Here is a 22,728-nt window from a genome sequence, read left to right on the forward strand (position 1 = left end):
CCAGGTGGACAGAGGTCAGCCGAGCCGTTCCGCCAGCCACTCGACGGCGTCCGGGGCTCCCGCGAACGCGCCGGCGAGGTGCTCCTCGGCCCGCACGTCCGCCCAGGTCACCTGAGCGCCGAGCGCGGCGTAGTCCGCGAACAGCTCGCGGCCCTGAGCGGTGGGCACCAGCAGGTCGCCGGCGACGTGGTAGAGGTAGACGGGCGCGCCCGGCCTGTGGCGGCCGTTCTTCTCCCGGTCGAGGAGCGTCAGCCAGGCCGGATCGTCCCAGGGCTCGGCCCGGACCGTGTGGTGGTGCAGCGGCTCGGGGAAGTCGACGATGAGCCCGGTCACGTCCAGGGTCGCGGCCCGTGCGGCGGCCTGCTTGCCGCGCTCGCTGAGGACCGCTTCGAGGGCGGGGTCCTGGTGGGCGTGCGCCAGGCCGACGAGGACCGCGAGCCCGAGCCCGGAGAACGGTCCCCCGTCGATGGCCTTCGCGACCGCCAGCAGGTCCGAGGGAACCCCGCCCGCCGCCACTGCCCGCACATCCAGGTCCGGCGCGTAGGAGGGATGGAGTTCCGCCGCCCAGGCGGCGTTGCGGCCGCCTTCGGAGTACCCCCAGACCAGCACCGGCCCGCCCGGGGTCAGCTCCGCGCCGAGGCCGGGAGCCGCCCGCACGATGTCCAGCATGGTGTGGCCGCCGGCTCGGCCCGCCCCGTAGGTGTGGGGTCCCGGCATGCCGAGGCCCTCCCCGTCGGTCACGGCGACCGCCCAGCCGCGCGCCAGCGCGGACTCGACCATCGTGATCTCGAACTCCGTACCCGCCCGCATCAGATAGCTCGGAGCGACATCGCGGCCCAGACCGTGCACGCCGACCCCGTAGCTGAGAATCGGCCGGACACCGGCGCCCCGCCAGGGCGCGGAAGGGACGAGGACCGTTCCCGAGACCGCGATCGGCCGGTCACGCGAATCGGTCGAGACGTAGACCACCTGCCAGGCGACGCACGTCTCACCGCTCTTGACGTCGACCTCGCGGAACCGGAGCAGGTCCCCGGGGCGGCCCGGCCGGTCGACCGGCGCGTAGAAGGGATCAGCACTTGGAACAGGAATACCCACAACGACACCTTTCTGGGTGAAAGTGAAAGTGGAGTTCACCGCTTCGGTGCGGTGACACGGGCGACGCCGGGGTTCAGCGCTTGGGCGCGGTCATCAGGGCGACGCCGAACGCGACCACGGCCAGGCCGCCCGCGATGGCGAACCCCTGCACGAATCCCGACATGAGCGCCTCACCGATCACGCTCGGCGGGTGCGCGGCGGCCGTCCGAGCCCGTTCGGTCAGGTCCGCCGTGGTCCGCGACGCCGCCAGGGCGGCGAGCACCGCGACGCCGACCGTGCCGCCGACCGCCTGGAAGGTGCTGAGCAGCCCGGACGCGATTCCGGCGTCCGCCTCGGCGACGTCGGTCATGGCCGCGGCGGCGTTGGCCACGAACGTCGTCCCCACCCCGGCGCCGAGCCCGACCAAAGCGGGCAGCAGCAGGGTGAGATAGGAGCCGCCGGTGTCGAGCGTCACCAGGGACAGCGCCGCGACCGCCGTCGCGGCGGTGCCGCCCAGCACCAGCGTCCGGGGCCCGGACACGTGCACGAGCCGCCGGGTGACGATCGCGAAGATGAGCACCCCGATCCCGATCGGCAGGAACCTGAGACCCGCCTCGATCGGATCGTGACCGAGCACGTCCTGCAGCGCCCGGCTGAGGAAGAAGAAGGACGGGTACAGGCAGGCGAACAGCAGCCCGGCGATGAGGTACGCCCCCAGCCGCGTGCGATGCGCCAGGAGCCGCAGCGGCAGCATCGGCTCGGCCGTTCTCCGCTCGACCACGACGAAGACCACGAACAGCAGCGCGGCCAGGCCGAGGGCGATCGAGGAGGTCAGGTCGCCCCATCCGTCGGCGCCCGCGCGGATCACGCCGTAGACCAGGGCGGCCAGCGCGCCGGTCCCCAGCGCGGCGCCCGGCACGTCCAGCCGGCGCCGCGGCCCGGTCGACTCGGGAAGGACCCGCCGCGCGGTGGTCAGCAGCATGATCCCGATGGGCACGTTCACCAGGAACACCCACCGCCAGGACGCCAGCTCGGTCAGGACTCCGCCGAGAACCAGCCCGAGCGTGATGCCGAGCCCCGCCATGCCCCCGTAGGCGACCATCGCCCTGGTGCGCGCCGGCCCCGGCGCGAACAGCGTGGTGATCAGGGAGAGCGTCGTCGGGGTGGCGAGCGCGGCGCCCACTCCCTGCCCGGCACGCGCGGCCAGCAGCAGCGTGGAGTCCTGCGCCAGCCCGCCGAGCAGGGACGAGGCCGTGAACACGAAAATCCCGATCATGAGCGTACGACGATGACCGGCCAGGTCCCCGGCGCGTCCCCCCAGGAGCAGCAGGCCCGCGTAGGCCAGCGTGTAGGCGTCGATCACCCACGCCAGACCCGAGTTCGACAGGCCGAGCTCCCGTTGCACGGCCGGCAGGGCGAGGTTGACGATCGTCACGTCCAGAGTCGCCATCAACTGCGCCGTGCAGATGAGCGGCAACGCGAACGGGCTGAGCGCTCGCAGGGACTTCGACTCGAAGCGTAAGTGCGTTGTGGAACGTGCCATTCCGAACCCCCGGTGAAGGCGCTGTGACTAGCGGCTGCCCCTCACCGTGTTCCATCCCGTTCCACCGGTGTTCCAGCCTCGTGCCCTCCTGCTTCGCGCCGCGTCACAGGCGTCGGCCGATCGTGAGGACGACCGACCAGTGACGGGTGAGTCGTCCGTCCGGGCGTGCGGCGAGACGGCGGCGTATCTCCTGGTAGAGGTGCTGCCGCTTGGCCGGCTCCATGGCGATATGGCCGGAGAACGTGTCGAGCAGGGCGAGGTATTCGTCTGCCGCGTAGCGCGAACTCCATACGTAGCGCCGGGTCCCGACCACCGTGAAGCGCCCGGAGGCCCCGAACTCCGTGGCGGTGGGGTCGAACCGCTCCTCGGGCCGGGGCGGGGGCCACGGGGCGCCGTCGCCTTCGCCGATCTCGTCGTAGACCTGCTGGATCTCGGTGAAGAAGGGGTCGAAGCCTGCCGGGAACGCGTGGTCGGCGTCCCACACGGCCAGGTGGCCGCCCTCGGTGAGCAGCTCGGCTGCTTTCGCGTACTTGACCTCCGGGTCCACCCACTTCCACGCCGTGGCCGCGTAGGCGAGATCGAAGCGGACCCCCGCCGGCGGCTCCCAGTCTTCGAACGATGACGTGACCACGGAAACGCCGGCGAACGCGGCGAGGCGGCGCCGCGCCTCCGCCGCCAGAGCCTCGCCGAGCTCGACCGCGGTGATCCCGAAGCCCCTCCGGGCCAGGGGCAGGGTGGCCTTCCCCGGCCCGCATCCGACTTCGAGCAGGTGCGCCGGTGGCGTGATCGCCGTGATCGCGAGCAGATCCGCGTACAGCTCGGCCGGGTAGTCGGGGCGGGCGTTCTGATAGGAGCCGGCCACGCTGTCGAAGGTGGTTCGCAGCCGAAGATGGTGTGCCATGATCCAAGCCTGATCGCGCGGCGGCACCGCTGTCACCGCTTCGTCCTGCTTTGACCGAGCCGGAGCGGGTCGTACGCGCCGGGGAGGCCTCTGGGAGCCGGGCGGCGACGTCATCCACTACCAGGACGGCAACAACCGCGACGACATCCCCCTGCGGTTCACCGTCACCATGCTGTGCGAGCCCGGCCAGCCGATGCTCACCCTGGTCGACGACGACGAATTGGCCCGGCGCGGGGACCGCCGCGCCCCGCGTCCGGCCTGAGCGCGGCGGACCGCTCGCCGCGGGCATCCGTCCGAACCCGCTCGCCGCCCGGCCCGCGTCTCTGTCGACACGGTTGTTGACTCGCAGTGATTGGGTCCTGGCAGCCATTCGGCGGAATCGTAAACTGCGCTCGTGGCATGAATGATCACGCATGTCGGCGATTCACCCACGGGGGAGAATTTCAATGCGCGAACGTATGCGCGCGGGACGATTAATGCCCCGCCTGCTCATTCCCATCCTGCTCACCGCCTTATGCACACCCGTGCTCGGCGGCACCGGCCAGGCGGAGACGGCGCGAGACTTCGGCGTCGTCTCCTATACCGGCATCGACGAGAAGGGCGATGTTCCACGGCCCGAAACCAGAAAGCTCTCCGGCGACCTGGGAGAGGCGGCCCGCCGGACCGCCCGCGAACGCGGAGAGAAGTCGTACTTCGACCCGTCCACCGCCGCGGCCGCCACGCCGCCCCGCACCCCGCCCGGCTCCCCCAGCGGGCCGGACGTGGAGGACTGCCTGAACAGCGAGGGCGCGCGCAACAAGTTCGGGCGGGTCTACAACAGGTTCATGTGGTGCCAGAGGTACCAGGTCGAGGCCAAGAAGTTCACCACCGGCCAGACCGGCACCCGGCTGACCGCCAGCATGACCATGGAGTTCTCGGCCGTCGCCTACGGGCGTGACGACGGGAAGCGCGGCATCACCGTGTTCTTCCGCGGCGACGACGCCGACTACTGGCCCACGACCAAGGGCTACATCCGGCCGGAATCCATGCTCTACCAGCGGGTGGGCTGCTTCGGGGAAAGCGGCTGCGGCGAGAACTTCGCGCACACCGGCATGCCGATCAAGGACTGGATCGGCAGGTGGACGTCGTTCGAGCTCACCTCGGACGGGTCCGTCAGCTCCCTGCCGGACAAGGTCTCCCGCCACCGGTGGTTCTTCCACGGGTACGTCATCGACAGCTGGAACTTCCGGCTGGCGGACGGCTCCTCCGAGGAACGGACGATCCGCTGCGACTCGGCCACGAACTTCGGCCTGAAGCGCCGGGGGGCCTGCATCCTCGACGACGTCATCCCGCACCTGCAGTACTCGGTGAACGACGGCAAGGTCGACGAGGTGGCCAAGCACATCCGCTGCGCGCAGGCCGAGCCGTGGTGCGAACGCGACGGCGTGCCGTTCCGGACCTATCCCCGCAAGGACACGGTGAAGCTCATCCCGGGGAAGTTCCATCCGGACAATCGTGACGACGCCCTGGCCCTGCACCGGATCAACGCGAGCAAGACCCCGGACCCGCGCTACACGGCCAACCGCAACACGGTGCGCAGCACCTGCGCCACGCTCCCCCCGGACATCTACGACACCTCCAAGGACCAGCAGTGCGACGAGTACCCGTTCGCCTCGACGGCGGAAGGGGCGGCGTGCTGCGCTCCGCCCAAGTTCGACTGGGACTTCTCCGTCCTGGGCGCCCACAAGGACGACAACGAGTGCGCCGGGCGGGCCCTGAAGAAGTACTACCGCGACGACCGCATCCTCTACGAGCAGGACGGCTTCTTCGTGCACATCAAGGAGGACCCGCCGGCAGGCCCCGACACCTGCGAGGCGATCCCGCCCGAAGAGGACGAGCCCGACGACGGCGGCGGCACTCCACCGGTCGACCTGCCGCCGACGGTCGACGCCGGACCCGACGTCCGCGGTGACGAAGGCTCCCCCGTGACGCTCGGCGGCTCCGCGAGCGACCCGGAGAACTCCGCCCTCTTCCTGAACTGGAGCGTCACCCCGGGACCAGGCGTCGATCCCGGAGCGTTCTGCTTCTTCAGCGGCTCGTCGTCGGCCGCCACGACCGTGACCTGCACCGACGACGGCACGTTCACCCTGACGCTGACCGCCCGCGACTCGGTCAACGGCCCGGTGAGCGACAGCACCACGCTCACGCTCGGCAACGTCGCCCCCGGCTTCGGCCCGACGCCGTCCATCCGCGCCAGGGCCGGCGACGCCGACGACGACGATCCCGTCACGCCCCCGGACACCCCGGGCGTCCACGAGCCGAAGCCCTGGCAGGTCTTCCGCGCGGGGACGGAGGTCAAGCTGGTGGCCGCGTTCACCGAGCCCGGCGCCAACGACACCCACACCTGCCTGACGGACTGGGACGACGGCAGCACGTCGACGTACGCGGGCGAGGAGCTCACCTGCCGATCGGCCCACACCTTCGCCCATCCCGGCATGTACACCATCAAGACCAAGGTGACCGACGACGACACCGGCACGAACTCCAGCGACGTCATGGTCATCGTCTACGACCCGGACGCCGGCTTCGCCACGGCGGGCGGCCAACTCACCTCACCCGCGGGCGCGCTGACCGGCGACCCGGCGGCGACGGGGCGCGGGCACTTCCAGTTCAACCCGAAGTACCATCCGCACGACGAAGGACCCGCTCCCCGCAACGGCAAGGTCGCCTACCGCATCCAGGGCGTCCCCCTGAACCTGACCTCGACCGAACTGGACTGGCTGGTGGTCACACCCGACGACCGGATCGCCGTCAAGGGCGCCAGCGGCGACCAGGGCTTCGTGCTCTACGCCTACGACGCCGACCCCGACCGGTTCCGGCTGGTCGTCTGGCCCCTGTCGGCAGGCGACCACCCGGCGAGCACCCTGCTCTACGACAACGTCCGCGGTGCGGGGTACGACCTGGACCTGGCCGGCCCCCAGGACATCGACCACGGCTCGATCCAGGCCCACAACTGACAGACTGCGAGGCATGGCCGAGCTGATCGCCACCCTGAGGACCGTGACCCACGTCGATCACCGCAGCTTCGATCTGCTGGACGACGGCGGTCCTCAGGAGGCGGTCCGCGAGTTCGGCGATCCCGCCCGCTGGCTGTTCGCCGGACGCAACTCCGTGATCGTGGTGACCCTCGACGGCGACCCGCACGACGCGGACGTCAGCATCGAAGCCTGGGACGCCCGCCCCGCCGCCCCGGGCTCCGCCGAACGCGCCGCGCAGGCTCTGCTGCGGCTGGACAGCGGACTGCTGGAGGTCAACCCGCTGGTGGAGGACGAGGCGCAGTGGCTGAACGTGGGCGGCCCCGGCACCTACCACCTGCGGGCGACGGCCACGGCGGAGACTTACCTGTTCCAGCTGTGGCCCGCCCCGGTCATCTCTGACGGCCGGGTGTGACCAGCGCGGCGACGACGGCGCCGACCGCCGCCGCGACCGCGGCCACGGTGAATCCGCCGGCGAAGCCGCTCAATGTGGTCCCGGCCAGGCTCGCGGCCGCCACGCTCGACATGACCGCGGCTCCGATGGACGCGCCGAACTCGTGGAAGGTGCTCACGATGCCGGAGGAGATCCCGGCCTCGTGCGGCGCCACCTGGCCGAGCGCGGTCGCCGAGGCGATGACGAACAGCGCGCCGGTGCCCGCCGCCGCGACGGCCACGCCGGCCACGACGCTGACCGGGCTCATCGACACCGCCGGGACGGCCATGCCGATCGCCGCGACCGTCAGGCCCGCGACGGCCAGCCCGCGTCCGCCCCATCGGCCGAGCATGCGGCCGGTCAGGTTGGCGCCGAGCATCGTCGCCAGCGCCACCGGCAGGAACAGCAGCCCTGTCCGCAGCGCGCCGTATCCCAGAGCCTGCTGGAAGTAGAAGGTGCCCAGGAAGAACACCGCGATCATCAGCGCCGTCGCCATCAGGATGAGGAAGGCGCCGGTCGCCACGGGCCGCCGGGCCAGCAGCCGGACGTCCATCAGGGGCGAGCGCGTCCGCCTCTGCCACAGCACGAACAGCACGTAACCCACCGCGGCCGCCAGGACCAGCCCCCCGGTGAACGTGCTGAGCCACCCCCTCTCACCCGCGGCGATGAAGGCGTAGATCAGCGATGCGGAGGAGGCCGTCACCAGGATCGCGCCGAGGACGTCGAGCCGGGGCCGGTCGGCGGGCGCGGACGAGCGGGCCGGCAGCAGGGCGGCGAGCACCGCGATGATCACCAGTCCGATGGGCACATTGATGTGGAAGACCCACGGCCACCCGGGCCCGGCGGTGAGCAGGCCGCCGAGGAGCACGCCGAGAGCCGCGCCGCCGCCGCCGAGCGCGGACCAGACGCCCAGGGCCTTGTTCCGCTCCTCGCCGTCGAACAGGGCCACCACCAGTGACAGGGCCGCCGGAGAGAGCAGCGCCGCCCCGACGCCCTGGCCGATGCGACCGCCCACCAGCATCCCCGCGGATCCGGCCAGGCCGGTCACCAGCGACGCCGCGGTGAACACGAGAAGGCCGGCGAGCACGACCCGCTTGGCTCCCACCAGGTCCGCGAGACGGCCACCGAGCAGCATCAGGCCGCCGAAGGTGAGCGTGTAGGCGCTGACCGTCCAGGTCAGCACCTCACGGCTGAGCCCGAGGTCCGTCTCGATGTGGGGCAGCGCGATGGCCACGACGGTGACGTCGAGGATCAGCATGAGCTGTGCCACCCCGAGAAAGCCCAGGATGCGCCAGCGTGCCGGATGCGGCTCGTGAGGTGATGTCTGCTGTGCCGGTGCTTGGGTCATCGGACCTCCATGCGACTAACTCGTACGTTCATGTACGAGCTTTTGCCTTCACTATAACCCGTATCCGTCCGTACGAGTTAAGATGTGGGCATGGCCGCGCCCTCCGCCCGCTCCCGACGCCGCGCCGACGCCGAGCGCAGCATCGCCCGCATCGTGTCCGCGGCGCGCACCCTGCTGAGTTCGGATCCGAACGCGACGACCGACGACATCGCGCAGGCCGCCGGGGTCGGGCGGATGACCCTCTACGGGCACTTCCGCACGCGGGCCGACCTGGTCGAAGCCGCGCTCACGGACGCGCTGCGGACCGGCGAGGAGACCCTGTCGTCCATCGACCTGACCGGAGACGCGGGCGACGCCATGACCCGCCTGCTGGCGTCGAGCTGGGCACTCGTGGCCGAGTCCGCGGCCCTGCTGGCCGCCGCCGAGGGAGTGCTCCCCGAGGGACGGGTGCGAGACATGCACGCCGAGCCCGCCCGGCGCATGGCCGAGCTCATCCGACGCGGCCAGGAACAGGGCGCCTTCCGCACCGACCTGCCCACCACCTGGCTGGTCAGCCTGGTCCAGTACATCCTGCACGGCGCGGCGGCCGAGGTGCGCGCCGGACGGCTGCCCTCAGATGAGGCCGCCTACGTGGTGACCAGATCCGTCCAATCGGTACTGACCGGCTGACCCTTCCACCGTGGGTGTCGAAGGACACCGTGCCTGCGTATCGGACGAGACAGACCCCGCATGCGCTTCCGGCTGGAATGGTGACAGCCCGGAAAAGTCCTCGGGCGAGCATCCAACGGGGAGAAAAGGCCATGCGAAAGGTTCTTCGGTGGGCGGTGCTGCCGCTCGCCGTGGCCGCGCTCGCGAGCGCGGCGCTGCCGGCGGCAGCGGCGACGACCACGACGAGCACGACGACCACGTACACGATCGAGCTGATCTCGCTGACGTGCAACAAGAAGCAGACCACCGTCGGCAAGGACAGGCCGTACCTGAACATCGACGGGACACGCGAGTTCGGTCCGGTCGAGATGGGCAAGGGCGACACCGAGTCGCTCGTGGGCAGGACGCACGACTTCACCGGCAGCAGCGCCGTCATGGAGCTGTTCGAGGAGGACAGCGGCGTCGACGACTTCCTCGGCAACGTCATCGTCAACGACACCGAGTCCGGCGCGGGCGTCCAGGTCGACGAGTTCGACCACCTGAACGGCGCCAAGTACACCATCGTCTACGAGGTCAACCCGGCCTGACGGTCACGGCATCGATCACCAGGATTAGATTCACGGACGCTCCGACTCCCCGGCGGGTCGGAGCGTCTTCCGCATTCCCCACCCCGATCTCAGGCGACTTATGAGGACAATTGCCTTCTCGTAACTCGGACGGATAATTACGCTCGGGGCCGCCGCACGAGATCGTGCCGACGGGGGACGCCGGATGAACAAGTTGCGCGTACGAGTGCTGGGAATGAGCTCGATCACCAAAGGAGACGGCCACGCCGTCCCCATCAGGTCCGCCAAGGCGCGGGCGCTGCTGTGCTACCTGATGATCGAAGGCAGGCCGTACACCAGGTCGGCCCTGGCCGGTCTGCTGTGGGGCGAGCGAGCCGAGACCAACGCCCGCGGAAGCCTGCGGCTCGCCCTGATGGAACTGCGCCGCACCGTGGCCGACCACCTGACCATCGCCCCCACCCAGGTCGCCTTCGACCGCACCCTGCCGTACACCCTCGACTGGGAGGACCTCGTCACGAACGGCTCGGTCCCGGACGACTACCGGGGCGGCTTCCTCGACGACCTGGCGCTCCCCGACGCCCCCCGGTTCGACGACTGGGCGGCCGAACGCCGCCGCCAGGCCGGACGGGCGGCGGCGCTGACACTGCGCGAGCGGGCACGCACCGCGCACCGGCAACGCGACCACGAAGGCGCGGCGCGGCTGGCCCGCCGCCTGCTCGAGTTCGACCCGCTCGACGAGAGCGCCCACCGCATGGTCATCGAGACCCTGGCCGCGCTGGGCGACCGCGCCGGCGCGCTCACCCACTACGAGACGTGCCGCCGCGTGCTGGACCAGGAACTCGGCATCCCCCCGGACGCGAGCACCGAAGCGCTGCGGCGGCGGATCCTGGCCGCACCGGGAAGGGGCGTGCCGACTGCCGGCGTGGCGAGTGCCGGCGTGGCGAGTGCCGGCGTGGTGCGCCGGCTGCCCTGCCCGCTGACCGGACTGGTCGGCCGGGACGAAGAGGTCGAACAGGTGACGGCGCGGCTACGCGACCACCACGTCCGCCTGCTGACGCTGACCGGCCCCGGAGGCGTCGGAAAGACCAGACTCGCCATCGCCACCGGCGAGCGCTTCGACGGCGACGTGCTGTTCGTCTCCTTCGCCGGAGTACGCCCACCCGACGGCGACGGCCAGGCCGGCGCGGCCGAGGAGCGCGTGAGCGAGGCCGACGCCGTGGCGCTGACCCTGGCCAAGGCGGCCGGCGTCGACCTGACGCCACCGAAACCGGCACGCGACCTGCTGCTCGCCGCCGTACGCGACCGGCGCGCCCTGCTCATCCTGGACAACCTCGAACACCTGCCCGCCATGACGGGCCTCGCCGAGGCGATCCTGTCGGCGGCGCCCGGCGTGCGGATCCTGGCCACCTCGCGGCGCAGGCTGGGCAGCTGCGCCGAACACGTGCACGAGGTGCCCGCCCTGCCGGACGCCCAGGCCCGAACCCTGTTCGCGGAACTGGCCCGCAGGCTCGATCCCGGCTTCGACACCGACCCTCGCACGCTGGCCCGGATCTGCGCGGCCGTCGGCGGACTGCCCCTCGCGATCGAACTGGCCGCCTCACTGACACGCGCGCTGACCTGCGAGGAGATCGCCGACCGGCTGGCACCGACCGGCGACCCGGGCGAGCGGGCCACGCCCGTGGTCCTGCTGGAGCATCCGGCCCCCGCGACGAGCAGGCACGCGAGCATGAGACAGGTCTTCGACGCCTCCTGGCGGCTCCTCACCGCACCGGAACAGCGAGCCCTGGCCCGCGTGTCGGTCTTCGCCGGCGGGTTCACGCTCGCGGCCGCGCTGGAGGTCGCCGCCACCACCGCCGTGGTCCTCGCCAGGCTCACCGACCACTCCCTGGTACGCCGCGACCGCGACGGCCGCTACCGCGTGCACGAACTCGTCCGGCAGTGCGCGGTCGCCCGGCTCACCGACGACACCCCGCGAGCCCGGCACGCCGCCTGGTACGCGCGCCTCCTCAGCGAACGGGCGCCCAGGCTGCGCGACCACGCCGACACGGCCGTCCTCGACGAGCTCGACCCCGACATGGACAACCTCCGGCTCGCCTGGCGTCACATCGGCCCCGGCCGGGCCGTGTTCGCGGAGCACTACTGGACGCTCTGCCTGCGCAGGCACTACTACACCGAGGCCCTGTCGATCGCCGCCGACATGATCGCCGGCAGGCCCGCCGCGGACACGGACGAGCAGCGGGCGGAGCTGGCACGCTGGCACCGGCTGGCCGGGATCGCGCACTTCCAGTTCGAGCGCGGCGGCGAGAGCCTGGCGGCCCTGACCGGCGCGCTCGCCGTGGCCGACCGGCCGCTGCCCACCACCCGGCTCGGCATCCTCGCGACCCTGGCCACGACGGCGCTCCGTCAGGCGGCCCACCGCCTGACACCGCTCACCGGAGCGGCCAGGAACGCCCCGCGACGCGCCCTGGCCGCCGAAGCCGCCCATACGCTGTCGATGCTCGGCGAGCACGGCTACCACCGGCAGGACCAGACCGTCATGCTGCTCGCCGTCCTGCGTCACCTGCACGCGGCGGAACGGTCGGGCGGCATCGCCGAACGCGCGGAGGCGTACGCGAACGTCGCGGTCGTGGCCGCCCTCGCCGGGCTCCGGAAGGTATCACGCCACTACGGCCGGCTGGCCGACGAGGCCGTCGCCACGGTGCCCGACCCGATCACCGTCTCCCGCGCCCGCCTGGCCAGAGGGCTGCTCCTCGCCACGGAGGGCCGGTTCGGCACGGCACGGCAGACCCTGACGGCGGCCCGAAGCCACCCCGCCGACCGGCGCCTCGCCGAACACTGCCACGGGCTGCTCGCCGAACTGGAGGTCCAGCGCGGTCGCTACGCGGACGCCGCCCCGCTGCTGGCGACGGTGGCCGGCATCTCCGTGGCGCGCATGGGCAACGAACTGTCCGGCTACTGGTGCCTGACCGGCCAGGCCGAGGCCCTGCTACGGCTGGCCGACCGCGAACCCGCCGAGATCGCCCGGGTGCTGAAGGCCGCACGCGCGGCGACGGCGGCCCTCCCCCGGCTCGACGAGACCCACTTCGCCCACGCCGGCGGCAAGATCCAGACGATCCAGCGGCTGCGGCTAGGCACGCTCCAGGCCCAGCTCTGCCTGCTGGACGGTGACGTGGCCACCGCGCGGCGGGTCGTGATCGACGCGCTGCGCGCCGCGGACCGGCCGGACATGCCGCTGCGGGGGACCCTGGAGGCGTGGGCGGGGCTGGCGGAGGTGCTGCGGGCGCTGCGGATGACCGACCCGGCCATCCCCCGGCTGCTGCGCCACATGGGCGAGCTGGCCAGGCGGACCCCGTCGGCCGCCGCCCGGATGGGCTGGGCGGCGGCGCTGCTGCTCGACCTCACCGGCCGCACGCCGGCGGCCCGGCGCGCCGCCGCCCGGGCACTGGCCGCCGCCCGCGGCCTCGGCATCGCCTTCGACGAGGCCCGGTCGTACGAGGCCCTGGGCGAGACCGACCACGCCGCGCGGCTGCACGCCGAACTGGGCACCGCTCCCCTCACCTCGTTACCGCACGCGCCCGCTCCCGTGCCCCTCATCCGGCGGCGCTGAACGCCACCGGCGAGGAGAGCCGTCCGGCGCGGCGCCGCAGGGCGGCCAGATCCCGGATGACGATCTCCCGGCGGCCGGTCTCGATCCACCCCCGGTCCCGCAACGTACGCAACGCCCGCGCGGTGGCGATCCTGGACGAGCCGGTCCAACCGGCGAGCTCCTGCTGGGACAGCGGCAGGCTGATCCGCAGCCCCGCCGGGCAGTCGTCGCCGAACCGGTCCGCCAGCTCGACGAGCCGCTTGGTCACCCGGCCGAGCGTGTCGAGCGAACCGAACTCGGCCAGCTTGTCCTCGGCCTCCCGCAGCTGCCTGCCGAGCAGCCGCAACAGCGCCACCACCACGGCGGGACTGTCGCGCAGCAGCCCGTCGAACGCCGAGGACGGCAGCGACAGCCCGGTCACCGGCTCAAGCGCGGTCGCCGACATGGCCCGCTCCCCCTCACCCAGCACCGACAACCCGCCGAGCACCTCCCCCGGACCGAGCACCCACAGCACCGTCTCGCTGCCCGCCTCGGTCGAGCAGGTGACCTTCACCCGGCCCGCCCTGATCAGCAGCATCCAGTCCGAACGGTCTCCCTCCCGGAACAGAACCGCCCCCGCCGGCCAGCGACGCACCCGCCCCCGCAGGTCCGCCAGCCCCTCTTCCCACCGTTCCACGGCCACCTCCATCACGTTGGGCCGAGTATGGCGACCGCACCGTCAGTGCGTCGTTTGTGTGGTGTTAGTGGTTTTTCTGCGCTGTTCAAGAAGGTGCGACAGGCCAGCGCCTTTACAATGTAGATTCATATGTTCAGTGACTTCCGCACCACCGCGACGAGCCGGGCGGCGCGCCCGTCGCCGTGGCCGATCATGCGGTTCGCGACATAGCCGAAGCCCACGCCGAACTCGTCGTCACCGAAGCCGAACTGCCCGCCCGCGCCGTCGTTGCCGAAGCCGCGCGGGCCGAGCATGGGCCGGAACCGGGGCGCGTGCAGCAGGAAGCCGCTCCCCCACCGGGCGCCCACGTCCGGCAGGCCCGACCAGGAGGCCCCGGCCGACAGCTCGCGCACCAGGTCGGTGACGGTGTCACGGGTGAGCAGGCGGTCCGAGCCGTCCACCCCGGTCACGGCCGCCGCGTACAGGCCGGCCAGGCCGCTCGCGGACGAGACCGCGCCCGCCCCGGGAAGCTCCGCGCGGAGCAGCGCGGGATCGTTCCAGCCGTGGGGCTCGTCCAGGCCGGGGAAGGCGAGCGCGCCGTTCATCGTCACCATGCGCGTGATCAGCGATTCGGGGCCGGGCATCGCGGGGCGGCCCTCGGCCTCGACGAGCCTGGCCAGCCGGGCGTCCTCGTCCCGCGGCAGGCCGATCCAGGTGCGCAGCCCCAGCGCGTCACCGACGGCCTGGCGGAAGAACCCGCCGGGAGTGAGTCCGGTGATCCGGCGGATCACCTCGCCGATGAGGAAGCCGAAGACATGGCCGTGGTACTCGTAGGCGTCCCCCGGCTTCCACAGCGGCTCCTGCTCCTCGATCGCGCGAACCACCGGCGCCCACCGGGTGATCTCCGCGAAGCTCAGCACGCGGTCGAGGGCGGGCAGCCCGGCGCGGTGCCCGAGCACCATGCGCGGCGTGATCGCCTCCTTGCCGTTCCGGGCGAACTCCGGCCAGTAGCGGCTCACCGGGGCGTCGAGATCCAGCCGCCCCTGCTGCGCGAGCAGGTGGGCGCAGACGCTGACGACGCCCTTGGCACAGGAGAAGACCGGCACGACCGTGTCCTCCGCCCACGGGCGGCCGTCACGTGGGTCGGCGATCCCGCCCCACAGGTCGACGACCTTGCGGCCGCCGGCGTACACGGTGACGGCCGCGCCGAGCTCACCGTGGTCGGTGAAGTTCCGGGAGAACGCGTCGGCGACCGCCCCGAACCGCTCGTCGGCCCACCCACTGCTCTTCACGGTGATCCTCTCTCTCCTGACGTGGGGTCGATGGATGCGATGTGTTCACGGTCATGCCGGTTCAGGCCAGGACCTTGTCCAGGAAGGCCGACAGCTTGCTCCTGGTGCGATCGATCTGCTCCTCGACCGTCAGGGACTCCTCAAGCCGCCCGCCCAGGTCCGGGATCTTCCTGCCGCGTACGTACAGGGAGCAGTCGAGGTCGCTGCACACGTACACGCCGACGGAGTTGCCGTCGCGGCCGGCCTGACCCGCTCGCCGGGCGGTCAGGAGGGAGACGCCGTTGCCGGGATGCGTGGTCAGGCACAGGGAGCACATGCCGCGGTGGAGCTGCCCGCGCTGCTGGGCGGCCAGGCGGAGCGCCACGCCGACGACGTCGCCGCCGTGCTCGGTGACGAGGTAGCCGCGGTCGGGCGCGCCGGGGTCGCGCCAGCCCAGGAAGTCAAGGTCGTCCCAGGGCTGCTCGGCCAGGCCCCGCGGGAGCGTCAGCCGCTTGGCCTCCCCCTTGGAGCAGTTGACGAACGAGGCGCGGATCTGCTGTTCCGTGACTGCTTTCATGGCGCGGAACGCTACAGTTCCTAGATATATTAGGCAAACGCTTATTTATCCTAGGAAAACAGAGGTGGCGGATGGCCCGTGCGGGACTGACAGCCGAGCGCGTGACGAGGGCGGCCGCGGAGCTCGCGGACGCCGTCGGCTTCGAGAACATCACCGTGTCCGCGCTGGCGCGGAGCTTCGGGGTCAAGGACGCGAGCCTGTACTCGCACGTCAGGAACCTTCAGGAGCTGCGCGAACGGGTCGCGCTGCTGGCCGCGGAGGAGCTGGCCGACCGCATCGCCGCGGCGGTCGCGGGCCGGGCCGGCAAGGACGCCATGGTCGCGTTCGCCAACGCCTACCGCGACTACGCGCTGGCCCACCCCGGCCGCTACACCGCGACCCAGGCGGTCCAGCCGAGCCCCGCCGTCCTCGCGGGATCCACCGTCCATGTCCGCACCGTCGAGCTCACCCACGCGATGCTCCGCGCGTACGACCTGGTCGAGCCGGACCTGACCGACGCGGGCCGCCTGCTGCGCAGCGCCTTCCACGGCTACGTCACCCTGGAGGCCAACGGCGGGTTCAGGCATACGCGCGACGTGCGGAGATCCTGGGAACGATCCCTCGACGGCCTGCACGTCGCGCTGGCCAACTGGCCCGCGAAGGATCCATGCCCCCTGCACTAGAACACGTTCTTGTCAGCGGCGCGGCGGGAGCGCATGCTGGGGCGCATGGACCTGATCGCGCTGGAGGAGATCCGCCTGGCCAAGGCGCGCTACCTGCGCTCCGTCGACCTGAAGCTCTGGGACGAGCTCGCCGACACGCTCACCGAGGACGCGGTGGCCGACTACGACGCCCCGGTCGTCGGCCACCCGCTGCACCTGGACGGCCGCGCGGACATCGTCGGCTACCTGCGCCGCAACCTCGGCCCCGAGATGATCACCACGCACGTCGTCAGCCACCCCGAGATCGAGGTCGACGGCGACCACGCCACCGGCACGTGGTGCCTGGACGACACCGTGATCGCCATGGCGTACCGCCTGCTGATCCGCGGGTCGGCCTACTACAGCGACACCTACCGCCGCTGCTCCGACGGGCGGTGGCGGATCGCCGCCACCAGCCACCGCCGCACGTACGAGTACACCGTCTCCCTCGACGACCTGCCCAGCCTGAGGTTCACCGCGAACCGCTGGTCTGATCCCGCCGCGGGCCGATCGCCCATTGACCCCACCTAGAACGGGTTCTACTCTCTCCTGGAAGGAAGCCGACCGCTCCGGTACCCGGGTGTACCGCGACGACGAGGGAGTCCGGTGGCCACGCAGTCATTCGCCGAGGCGATCGCCGAGGCCGAGCGGATCATCCGGTCGGCGCCCCACGTGCGGACCGACCAGGACCTGGCCGAGGGGCTGGACTACCTGGCCGGCAGCATCAAGGCGACGCTGCACATGGTCTGGGCCTACGACCGGGACTTCCCCTACTTCGCGACCTCCACCGGCCCCTACACCAAGCTCGGGCTGGACAACCCGGACACCCTCTACTTTCACGCCTACCTGCGCGACGACGCCGAGTACGTGGTCACCGGCCGCCGGGGCAGCACGGCCGACCTGAGCTTCCAGGTGCTCAACGGCGACTATTCGCCGTCGCGCTCGCCGGACAGCCTCACCGCGTTCGACGACCGGGACATCGAGATCGCCGCGGACGGATCGTACGAGCTGCGCTTCGGTCCCGCCGGAGCCGGGACGGGCCCGAACCGGTTCACGCTGGGGCCGGGCGCGGCGATGCTGATCGCCCGCGAGGTCTTCAGCGACTGGGACACCGAGCGGCCCGGCGAGATCCGCATCCACCGGGCCGGCGCGCTCGGCACCGCGCCACCGCCACCGACCGCCGAGCGGATGGCCAGGAGGTACGAGATCGCGGGCCGGATGCTGGTCTCCCGGCTGCGCACGTTCCTCGCCTTCCCGGAACGGCACTACCTCACGCTGCCGGTCAACACGATGACCGAGCCGCGGCCCACCCCCGGCGGGCTCGCCACCCAGTACTCGTCGGTCGGCCACTACGACCTCGACGACGACCAGGTCATGGTGATCACCGTGCCGGTGGCCGGCCGCGCCGTCGCGCCGTACCAGGGATTCCAGCTCGGCAGCATGTGGTACGTCTCGCTGGACTACATCAACCACCAGACCAGTCTCACGGCCGGCCAGGCGCGGGCCGACCCCGACGGGAGGATCCGCTACGTCGTCAGCGAGCGCGATCCCGGCCTGGCCAACTGGATCGAGCGCACCGGGCACCGGCGCGGCTACCTGCAGTTCCGCTGGCAGCGGCTGACCCGCGAGCTCAAGCCGGACGACGGCCCCGAGGTGGAGGTGATCCCGTTCGGCGAGCTGGCGGAGCGGCTCCCCCACTACGAACGCCAGCGGGTGACCCCGGTCGAGTGGGCGAACCGGATCGCCGCGCGCCAGAGCGCCGTCGCGAAGCGGATGCTGGGCTGATGTCACCGGCGAACGAGGTGCTGGCGAACCGAGTGCCGGCGAACCGAGTGCCGGCGGACCGGGTGCCGGCGGACCGGGTGCCGGCGGACCGGGTGCCGGCGGACCGGGTGCTGGCGGACCGGGTGCCGGCGGACCGGGTGCTGGCGGACCGGGTGGTCGTGATCTCCGGTGCCGGGCCGGGGCTGGGCCGCGGGCTGGCGCTGCAGTGCGCCAGGGCCGGCGCCGACGTGGTGCTGGCCGCGCGGAACGAGGCGCGGCTGGCCGAGGTGGCCAAGGAGGTGGCGGAGCTGGGCCGCCGCGCGGTGGCGGTGCGGACCGACATCACCGACGAGGCGTCCTGCCGGGAGCTGGCCGAGACGGCGCTGGAGTCGTACGGCCGGGTGGACGGCCTGGTCAACAACGCCTTCGCGATGCCGCCGCTGACGGACCTGGCCACCGTGGACCTCGACGTGGTGCGCGCCGCCTTCGAGACCAACCTGCTGGCCGCGCTGCGGCTCACCCAGCTCTTCGCCCCCGCCCTGGCCGAGCGCGGCGGCTCCGTCGTCATGATCAACTCGGCGGTGCTGCGGCACTCCAGGCGGACGTTCGGCGTGTACAAGATCACCAAGGCGGCGCTGCTCGCCCTGGCTCAGAGCCTGGCGACCGAGCTCGGCCCGCAGGGCATCCGGGTCAACTCGGTCGCGCCCGGCTACATCTGGGCGGACAACCTGAAGCGGTACTTCGACTATCTCGGCCGCTCGCGCGGCGTCCCGGCCCAGCAGGTGTACGACGAGATCACCGCCACGCTGGACCTGCGCCGGCTGCCCGAGCCCGACGAGGTCGCGGACACGGCGGTGTTCCTGCTGTCCCCGCTCGCGCGGGCGGTCACCGGCCAGTGCCTCGACGTCAACTGCGGCGAATGGCACCACTGACCCCGGAGGGACGATGACCACGGACACGGGTGTCGGCACGGCCGCGGACCTGCTCGCCTCGGCCACCGCCTACACGGGCCTGCACGACTTCGGCGACGACCCGTACCTCGACGGGCTCGACGCGCTGCTGGAGTCCTACGCCCGCGACGAGGCGCTCACGCCGCTGGGCGTCAAGGTGACGCGCGCGACGCTGCGCGGGGCGCTGACCTCACGGCTGCTGTCGGAGGCGGCCTGGCGGGAGCACCCCGAGCACGCGGAGGTGCCCGTCGAGCGGCCGATCTTCGTCACCGGGCTGCCGCGCACCGGCACGACCGCCCTGCACCGGCTGCTCACCGCCGACCCGGCGAACCAGGGGCTGGAGGTGTGGCTGACCGAGGTGCCGCAGCCGCGCCCGGCCCGCGAGACCTGGCCGGCGAACCCGGCCTTCCAGCGGATCCAGGCCGCCTACGAACGGCACCACGTGCGCAACCCCGAGTTCATGGGCGTCCACTACATGTCGGCCGGGCAGGTCGAGGAGTGCTGGCGGTTGCTGCGCCAGTCCATGCGGTCGGTCTCCTTCGAGTGCCTGGCCCACCTGCCGTCCTACTCCGCCTGGCTGGACGGCCAGGACTGGACCGCGGCCTACCGCAGGCACCGGCGCAACCTGCGGCTCATCGGGCTGCGCGACCCCGGCCGGCGCTGGGTGCTGAAGAACCCCAGCCACCTGTTCGCCCTGGACGCGCTGCTGGAGGTCTATCCGGACGCGCTGGTCGTCCAGACGCACCGCTCGCCGCGCACGGCGATGGCGTCGATGTGCAGCCTCGCCGCGCACGCGACGGAGGGCTGGTCGGAGGTGTTCACCGGCGCGGTGATCGGGCGCGACCAGGTGGAGCTGTGGAGCCGGGGCCTCGACCGGTTCCGGGCCGAGCGGGCCCGGCACGACCCGGCCCGGTTCTGCGACGTCGACTACGACGCGTTCGTCCGCGACCCGCTGGGCACCGTCGAGGCCGTCTACGACCGGTTCGGGCTGCCGCTCGGTGACGCGGCCCGCGCGGCCATGGCCGGGCTGCACGAGGAGAGCCGCTCCGGCGGGGGCCGTCCGTCCCACAGCTACGACCTGGCCGACTTCGGGCTGACCGGTGAGGAGATCGACGAACGCTTCGCCGGGTACCTGGCGAGCCTCGCCCGCTGACACGTCCTCCGGCTTTCGCGGCGCCGGGGTCTCCGGCACACTCGGCCGAGGACCCGGCACTCGCCGTGCCAAGAGAGGACATGTGATGAGAAAGACGGGGAAGAAGGGCTTACCCCAGGCCGTCGTCGCGTTCGCGGCGCTGATCGGCACCCTGTTCGTGACGGGGCAGCCCGCCTGGGCCGGTGAGTACGACCGCAAGCCCGAGGTGACCTGCACCTCCGAACGACATCCGCAGTTCGCCGACCAGATGGCCGACTTCATCCGCATCGCGGTCAACGTGGGGACCGTCGTCAGGCTGGAAGGACTGCGCGAGCCGGGCGTCGCCTTCTACGACCACGTCACCGGCACCGAGTGCTACAGCACGACGGAGAAGTTCTTCGAGACCGGCAGCCTGGTCAAGGCGTCCATCATGGGCGCGCTGCTGCACCGGCCGCAGGACCTCAGCGCGGCCGAGCGGCCGCTGGTGGAGAAGATGATCCTCGAGTCGGACAACGACACCTCCCTGCGCCTGTGGCGGGAGTCGCTCGGCTGCGGCAAGGACGACAACGGCACCGTACGGCCGTGCGACCTGTTCAGGGCGTTCCTCGAGGCGGCGGGCATGGAGAACACCTATCCCGACGACGAGGGCGCCTTCGGCGACACCCACACCACGGCCCGCGACCAGGTCAGGCTGTTCCGGCTGTTCAGCGCGCCCAACCCGGTCATCAACGAGACCCGGCGCGCCTACGCCCTCGACCTCCTGCGCCGGGCCGAACCCCGTTACGGCGTGCCGTCCTTCGCCCCGCCGGGCACCACGCACGCGCTCAAGGTCGGCTTCAGCAAACTCGGCGGCAGCAACCACGAATGGCGCACGAACGTCGCCGGGTACGTCTCCGGCGGCAACCAGGGCTACGACTACGTCACGGCCTTCCTCAGCGACCGCAACGAGGAGGTCGAGATCCCCGGCCCCTACGACTGGCCCTTCAACGGCATCAAGCGCCTCAACAAGGTGGCCGAGCAGGTCAACTGCGGAATCCGCGAACTGAACGGCGACAACACCTGCTGGGACTTCGAGAACGAGGACTGCTTCATCTCCTCGCCGGACATGGAGTGCCGCACCGACCACCCGCTGCGCTCCCACCGCAGCCAGCACTGGGTACGGGTGGACATCGGCGCCAAGCTCGGCTCGACCGTGCACTGGAAGCTCGTGGACGCCGCGAACGGCATCGTCGTCGACGAGGGCGACGCCGTCGGCGGGCCGGACTGCGTCTGCGAAAAGACCGTCTACGGCCTGTACGGCAGCTACATCCTGAAGCTGAACACGAACGTGGCCAACGGCGGCGACCGGGGCGCCATCTTCAACCACACGGGCGGCCCCCAGGACCCCGATCCCGACCAGCCCCCTGTCGTCTCCGCCGGTCCGGACCGCACGGGCGCCGAGGGCCAGGCGATCGAGCTGGCCGGGCTCGCCAACGACGACAAGGGCACGCCCGCCGTCCACTGGAGCGTCGAGCCCGGCCCGGACGTCGACGCCGGGGCCTCCTGCTCCTTCTCCGCCCCGACGGCCACCCGTACCACGGTGACCTGCGACGACGACGGGACGTTCACCCTGAGGCTGTCGGCGTACGACGGCGTCAACGCGGCGGTCGGCGACGAGGCGCGGCTGGAGCTGACGAACGTGGCGCCCGCCACGGAGACGCCGAGGGCCGCGCGAGCCGCCTCGGCGGTCACTCCCCAGCCCTGGCAGGTGTTCCGCGCCGGCGCCGCCGTGTCGCTGAGCGTGCCCTTCACCGACCCGGGCGGCAACGACACCCACACCTGCCTGACCGACTGGGACGACGGCACGACGTCCACCGGCGCGGCCGACGGGCTGACCTGCCGGGACAGCCACGTCTACACGCGGCCGGGGATGTTCACGATCAAGACCGAGATCACCGACGACGACACCGGCTCCGGCGGGCACGAGGTCATGGTGATCGTCTACGATCCGGACGCGGGCTTCGGCACCCAGGGAGGATGGCTGTCCTCGCCGGCCGGCTCGGTCACCGCCGACCCGTCGGCGAGCGGTAAGGGGCACTTCCAGGCGAACGTGAAGTATCTCCCCCACGACCAGGGGCCCGTGCCCGGCAACGGCAAGGTCTCCTTCCGGGTGACTCCGGCCGGGTTCGACCTCGACTCGACCAGCCTCGAATGGCTGGTGGTGACGCCCGACGACAAGCTCGCGGTCAAGGGCACGGGCAGCGTCGACGGCCGGCCGGGCTACGGGTTCGTCCAGTACTCCTACGACGCCGACCCCGACCGGGTGCGGCTGGTGGTCTGGCCGCTGACGGCGGGGGCCTATCCGACGGACACGCTGACGTACGACAACGTCAGAGGCGCCGGGTTCGACCTCGACGTGGCCCGGCCACAGGAGATCGCGCACGGCTCGGTCGTCGCGCACAACTGACGCCAGCGGGCCTGGCCGATGTTCCATCGGCCAGGCCCGCTGGATCAGCCGGTAGTCGATGACGGTGATCTGCTGTTCGCGGAGGAGTTCGCGGGCGGCGGCCGAGGTGAGGAACTCGTAGCCGGTCCGGCGCACCAGCC

Annotated in this window: 18 protein-coding genes; 11 read left to right on the forward strand and 7 right to left on the reverse strand. The window is 71.8% G+C overall.

Annotation, left to right across the window (positions count from 1 at the left end; all coding sequences use genetic code 11):
• Positions 1-15: 15 nt before the first annotated feature.
• The 3 genes from IEY82_RS19550 to IEY82_RS19560 form a co-directional block, all read right to left on the reverse strand.
• Positions 16-1,095, reverse strand: a complete 1,080-nt coding sequence (locus IEY82_RS19550; protein WP_189125589.1) for a lipase family protein — start codon at positions 1,093-1,095, stop codon at positions 16-18.
• A 73-nt stretch (positions 1,096-1,168) separates the two neighbouring features.
• Positions 1,169-2,617 carry an MFS transporter gene (locus IEY82_RS19555; protein ID WP_189125590.1) on the reverse strand — a complete coding sequence of 483 codons (1,449 nt, stop codon included), beginning with the start codon at positions 2,615-2,617 and terminating at the stop codon, positions 1,169-1,171.
• 103 nt (positions 2,618-2,720) lie between these two features.
• The gene (locus IEY82_RS19560) at positions 2,721-3,518 is read right to left on the reverse strand and encodes a class I SAM-dependent methyltransferase (protein ID WP_189125591.1); all 798 of its coding nucleotides are present in this window, start codon (positions 3,516-3,518) and stop codon (positions 2,721-2,723) included.
• Positions 3,519-3,994: 476 nt separating this feature from the next.
• On the opposite strand from IEY82_RS19560, the gene IEY82_RS19565 reads away from it, so the two are divergent.
• Both IEY82_RS19565 and IEY82_RS19570 read left to right on the forward strand, forming a co-directional pair.
• Positions 3,995-6,514: a PKD domain-containing protein gene (locus IEY82_RS19565; protein ID WP_189125592.1), complete on the forward strand. Its 2,520-nt coding sequence runs from the start codon at positions 3,995-3,997 to the stop codon at positions 6,512-6,514.
• Positions 6,515-6,527: 13 nt separating this feature from the next.
• Positions 6,528-6,947 carry a hypothetical protein gene (locus IEY82_RS19570; RefSeq protein WP_189125593.1) on the forward strand — a complete coding sequence of 140 codons (420 nt, stop codon included), beginning with the start codon at positions 6,528-6,530 and terminating at the stop codon, positions 6,945-6,947.
• Here the strand turns inward: IEY82_RS19570 and IEY82_RS19575 are convergent.
• Complete coding sequence (locus IEY82_RS19575) at positions 6,925-8,313, reverse strand: MFS transporter (protein WP_189125594.1); 1,389 nt, start codon at positions 8,311-8,313, stop codon at positions 6,925-6,927. The genes IEY82_RS19570 and IEY82_RS19575 overlap by 23 nt on opposite strands.
• A 90-nt stretch (positions 8,314-8,403) precedes the next feature.
• On the opposite strand from IEY82_RS19575, the gene IEY82_RS19580 reads away from it, so the two are divergent.
• The 3 genes from IEY82_RS19580 (at position 8,404) to IEY82_RS19590 (ending at position 13,134) form a co-directional block, all read left to right on the forward strand.
• Positions 8,404-8,982, forward strand: coding sequence for a TetR/AcrR family transcriptional regulator (locus tag IEY82_RS19580; RefSeq protein WP_189125595.1), 579 nt, complete (start codon positions 8,404-8,406; stop codon positions 8,980-8,982).
• A 131-nt stretch (positions 8,983-9,113) separates the two neighbouring features.
• Complete coding sequence (locus tag IEY82_RS19585; RefSeq protein ID WP_189125596.1) at positions 9,114-9,548, forward strand: hypothetical protein; 435 nt, start codon at positions 9,114-9,116, stop codon at positions 9,546-9,548.
• A 184-nt stretch (positions 9,549-9,732) separates the two neighbouring features.
• Positions 9,733-13,134, forward strand: a complete 3,402-nt coding sequence (locus tag IEY82_RS19590) for an ATP-binding protein (protein ID WP_189125597.1) — start codon at positions 9,733-9,735, stop codon at positions 13,132-13,134.
• On the opposite strand, the gene IEY82_RS19595 is transcribed toward IEY82_RS19590, so the two are convergent.
• The 3 genes from IEY82_RS19595 to IEY82_RS19605 form a co-directional block, all read right to left on the reverse strand.
• Positions 13,118-13,789: a Crp/Fnr family transcriptional regulator gene (locus tag IEY82_RS19595; protein WP_225263364.1), complete on the reverse strand. Its 672-nt coding sequence runs from the start codon at positions 13,787-13,789 to the stop codon at positions 13,118-13,120. The genes IEY82_RS19590 and IEY82_RS19595 overlap by 17 nt on opposite strands.
• A 125-nt stretch (positions 13,790-13,914) precedes the next feature.
• Complete coding sequence (locus tag IEY82_RS19600; protein WP_189125598.1) at positions 13,915-15,060, reverse strand: serine hydrolase domain-containing protein; 1,146 nt, start codon at positions 15,058-15,060, stop codon at positions 13,915-13,917.
• 61 nt (positions 15,061-15,121) lie between these two features.
• Positions 15,122-15,616, reverse strand: coding sequence for an FBP domain-containing protein (locus IEY82_RS19605; RefSeq protein ID WP_189125599.1), 495 nt, complete (start codon positions 15,614-15,616; stop codon positions 15,122-15,124).
• Between the two features lie 71 nt (positions 15,617-15,687).
• Between IEY82_RS19605 and IEY82_RS19610 the strand changes: the two genes are divergently transcribed.
• The 6 genes from IEY82_RS19610 (at position 15,688) to IEY82_RS19635 (ending at position 22,588) form a co-directional block, all read left to right on the forward strand.
• The gene (locus IEY82_RS19610) at positions 15,688-16,278 is read left to right on the forward strand and encodes a TetR/AcrR family transcriptional regulator (protein ID WP_189125600.1); all 591 of its coding nucleotides are present in this window, start codon (positions 15,688-15,690) and stop codon (positions 16,276-16,278) included.
• Positions 16,279-16,323: 45 nt separating this feature from the next.
• On the forward strand, positions 16,324-16,827 hold the full coding sequence (locus IEY82_RS19615) for a nuclear transport factor 2 family protein (protein ID WP_189125601.1): 504 nt from the start codon (positions 16,324-16,326) through the stop codon (positions 16,825-16,827).
• 75 nt (positions 16,828-16,902) lie between these two features.
• A complete protein-coding gene (locus IEY82_RS19620) occupies positions 16,903-18,081 on the forward strand; it encodes a hypothetical protein (RefSeq protein ID WP_189125602.1) in 1,179 nt (392 codons plus the stop codon).
• The gene (locus IEY82_RS19625) at positions 18,081-18,992 is read left to right on the forward strand and encodes an SDR family oxidoreductase (protein WP_189125603.1); all 912 of its coding nucleotides are present in this window, start codon (positions 18,081-18,083) and stop codon (positions 18,990-18,992) included. The genes IEY82_RS19620 and IEY82_RS19625 overlap by 1 nt, the downstream gene beginning before the upstream one ends.
• 13 nt (positions 18,993-19,005) lie before the next feature.
• Positions 19,006-20,163 carry a sulfotransferase family protein gene (locus tag IEY82_RS19630; protein WP_189125604.1) on the forward strand — a complete coding sequence of 386 codons (1,158 nt, stop codon included), beginning with the start codon at positions 19,006-19,008 and terminating at the stop codon, positions 20,161-20,163.
• Between the two features lie 85 nt (positions 20,164-20,248).
• Positions 20,249-22,588, forward strand: coding sequence for a hypothetical protein (locus IEY82_RS19635; protein WP_189125605.1), 2,340 nt, complete (start codon positions 20,249-20,251; stop codon positions 22,586-22,588).
• Positions 22,589-22,728 lie beyond the last annotated feature (140 nt).

Origin of the sequence: Nonomuraea cavernae, from assembly GCF_014646355.1 — a bacterium.
GTDB classification, from domain to species: domain Bacteria; phylum Actinomycetota; class Actinomycetes; order Streptosporangiales; family Streptosporangiaceae; genus Nonomuraea; species Nonomuraea cavernae.

Excerpts from the sequence above, each read along its gene's own strand:
- IEY82_RS19575 (WP_189125594.1), bottom strand. The coding sequence starts at position 8,313 with ATGACCCAAGCACCGGCACAGCAGACATCACCTCACGAGCCGCATCCG.
- IEY82_RS19580 (WP_189125595.1), top strand. The coding sequence starts at position 8,404 with ATGGCCGCGCCCTCCGCCCGCTCCCGACGCCGCGCCGACGCCGAGCGC.
- IEY82_RS19625 (WP_189125603.1), top strand. The coding sequence starts at position 18,081 with ATGTCACCGGCGAACGAGGTGCTGGCGAACCGAGTGCCGGCGAACCGA.
- IEY82_RS19560 (WP_189125591.1), bottom strand. The coding sequence starts at position 3,518 with ATGGCACACCATCTTCGGCTGCGAACCACCTTCGACAGCGTGGCCGGC.
- IEY82_RS19610 (WP_189125600.1), top strand. The coding sequence starts at position 15,688 with ATGGCCCGTGCGGGACTGACAGCCGAGCGCGTGACGAGGGCGGCCGCG.
- IEY82_RS19555 (WP_189125590.1), bottom strand. The coding sequence starts at position 2,617 with ATGGCACGTTCCACAACGCACTTACGCTTCGAGTCGAAGTCCCTGCGA.
- IEY82_RS19615 (WP_189125601.1), top strand. The coding sequence starts at position 16,324 with ATGGACCTGATCGCGCTGGAGGAGATCCGCCTGGCCAAGGCGCGCTAC.
- IEY82_RS19590 (WP_189125597.1), top strand. The coding sequence starts at position 9,733 with ATGAACAAGTTGCGCGTACGAGTGCTGGGAATGAGCTCGATCACCAAA.
- IEY82_RS19605 (WP_189125599.1), bottom strand. The coding sequence starts at position 15,616 with ATGAAAGCAGTCACGGAACAGCAGATCCGCGCCTCGTTCGTCAACTGC.
- IEY82_RS19630 (WP_189125604.1), top strand. The coding sequence starts at position 19,006 with ATGACCACGGACACGGGTGTCGGCACGGCCGCGGACCTGCTCGCCTCG.
- IEY82_RS19570 (WP_189125593.1), top strand. The coding sequence starts at position 6,528 with ATGGCCGAGCTGATCGCCACCCTGAGGACCGTGACCCACGTCGATCAC.
- IEY82_RS19635 (WP_189125605.1), top strand. The coding sequence starts at position 20,249 with ATGAGAAAGACGGGGAAGAAGGGCTTACCCCAGGCCGTCGTCGCGTTC.
- IEY82_RS19565 (WP_189125592.1), top strand. The coding sequence starts at position 3,995 with ATGCCCCGCCTGCTCATTCCCATCCTGCTCACCGCCTTATGCACACCC.
- IEY82_RS19585 (WP_189125596.1), top strand. The coding sequence starts at position 9,114 with ATGCGAAAGGTTCTTCGGTGGGCGGTGCTGCCGCTCGCCGTGGCCGCG.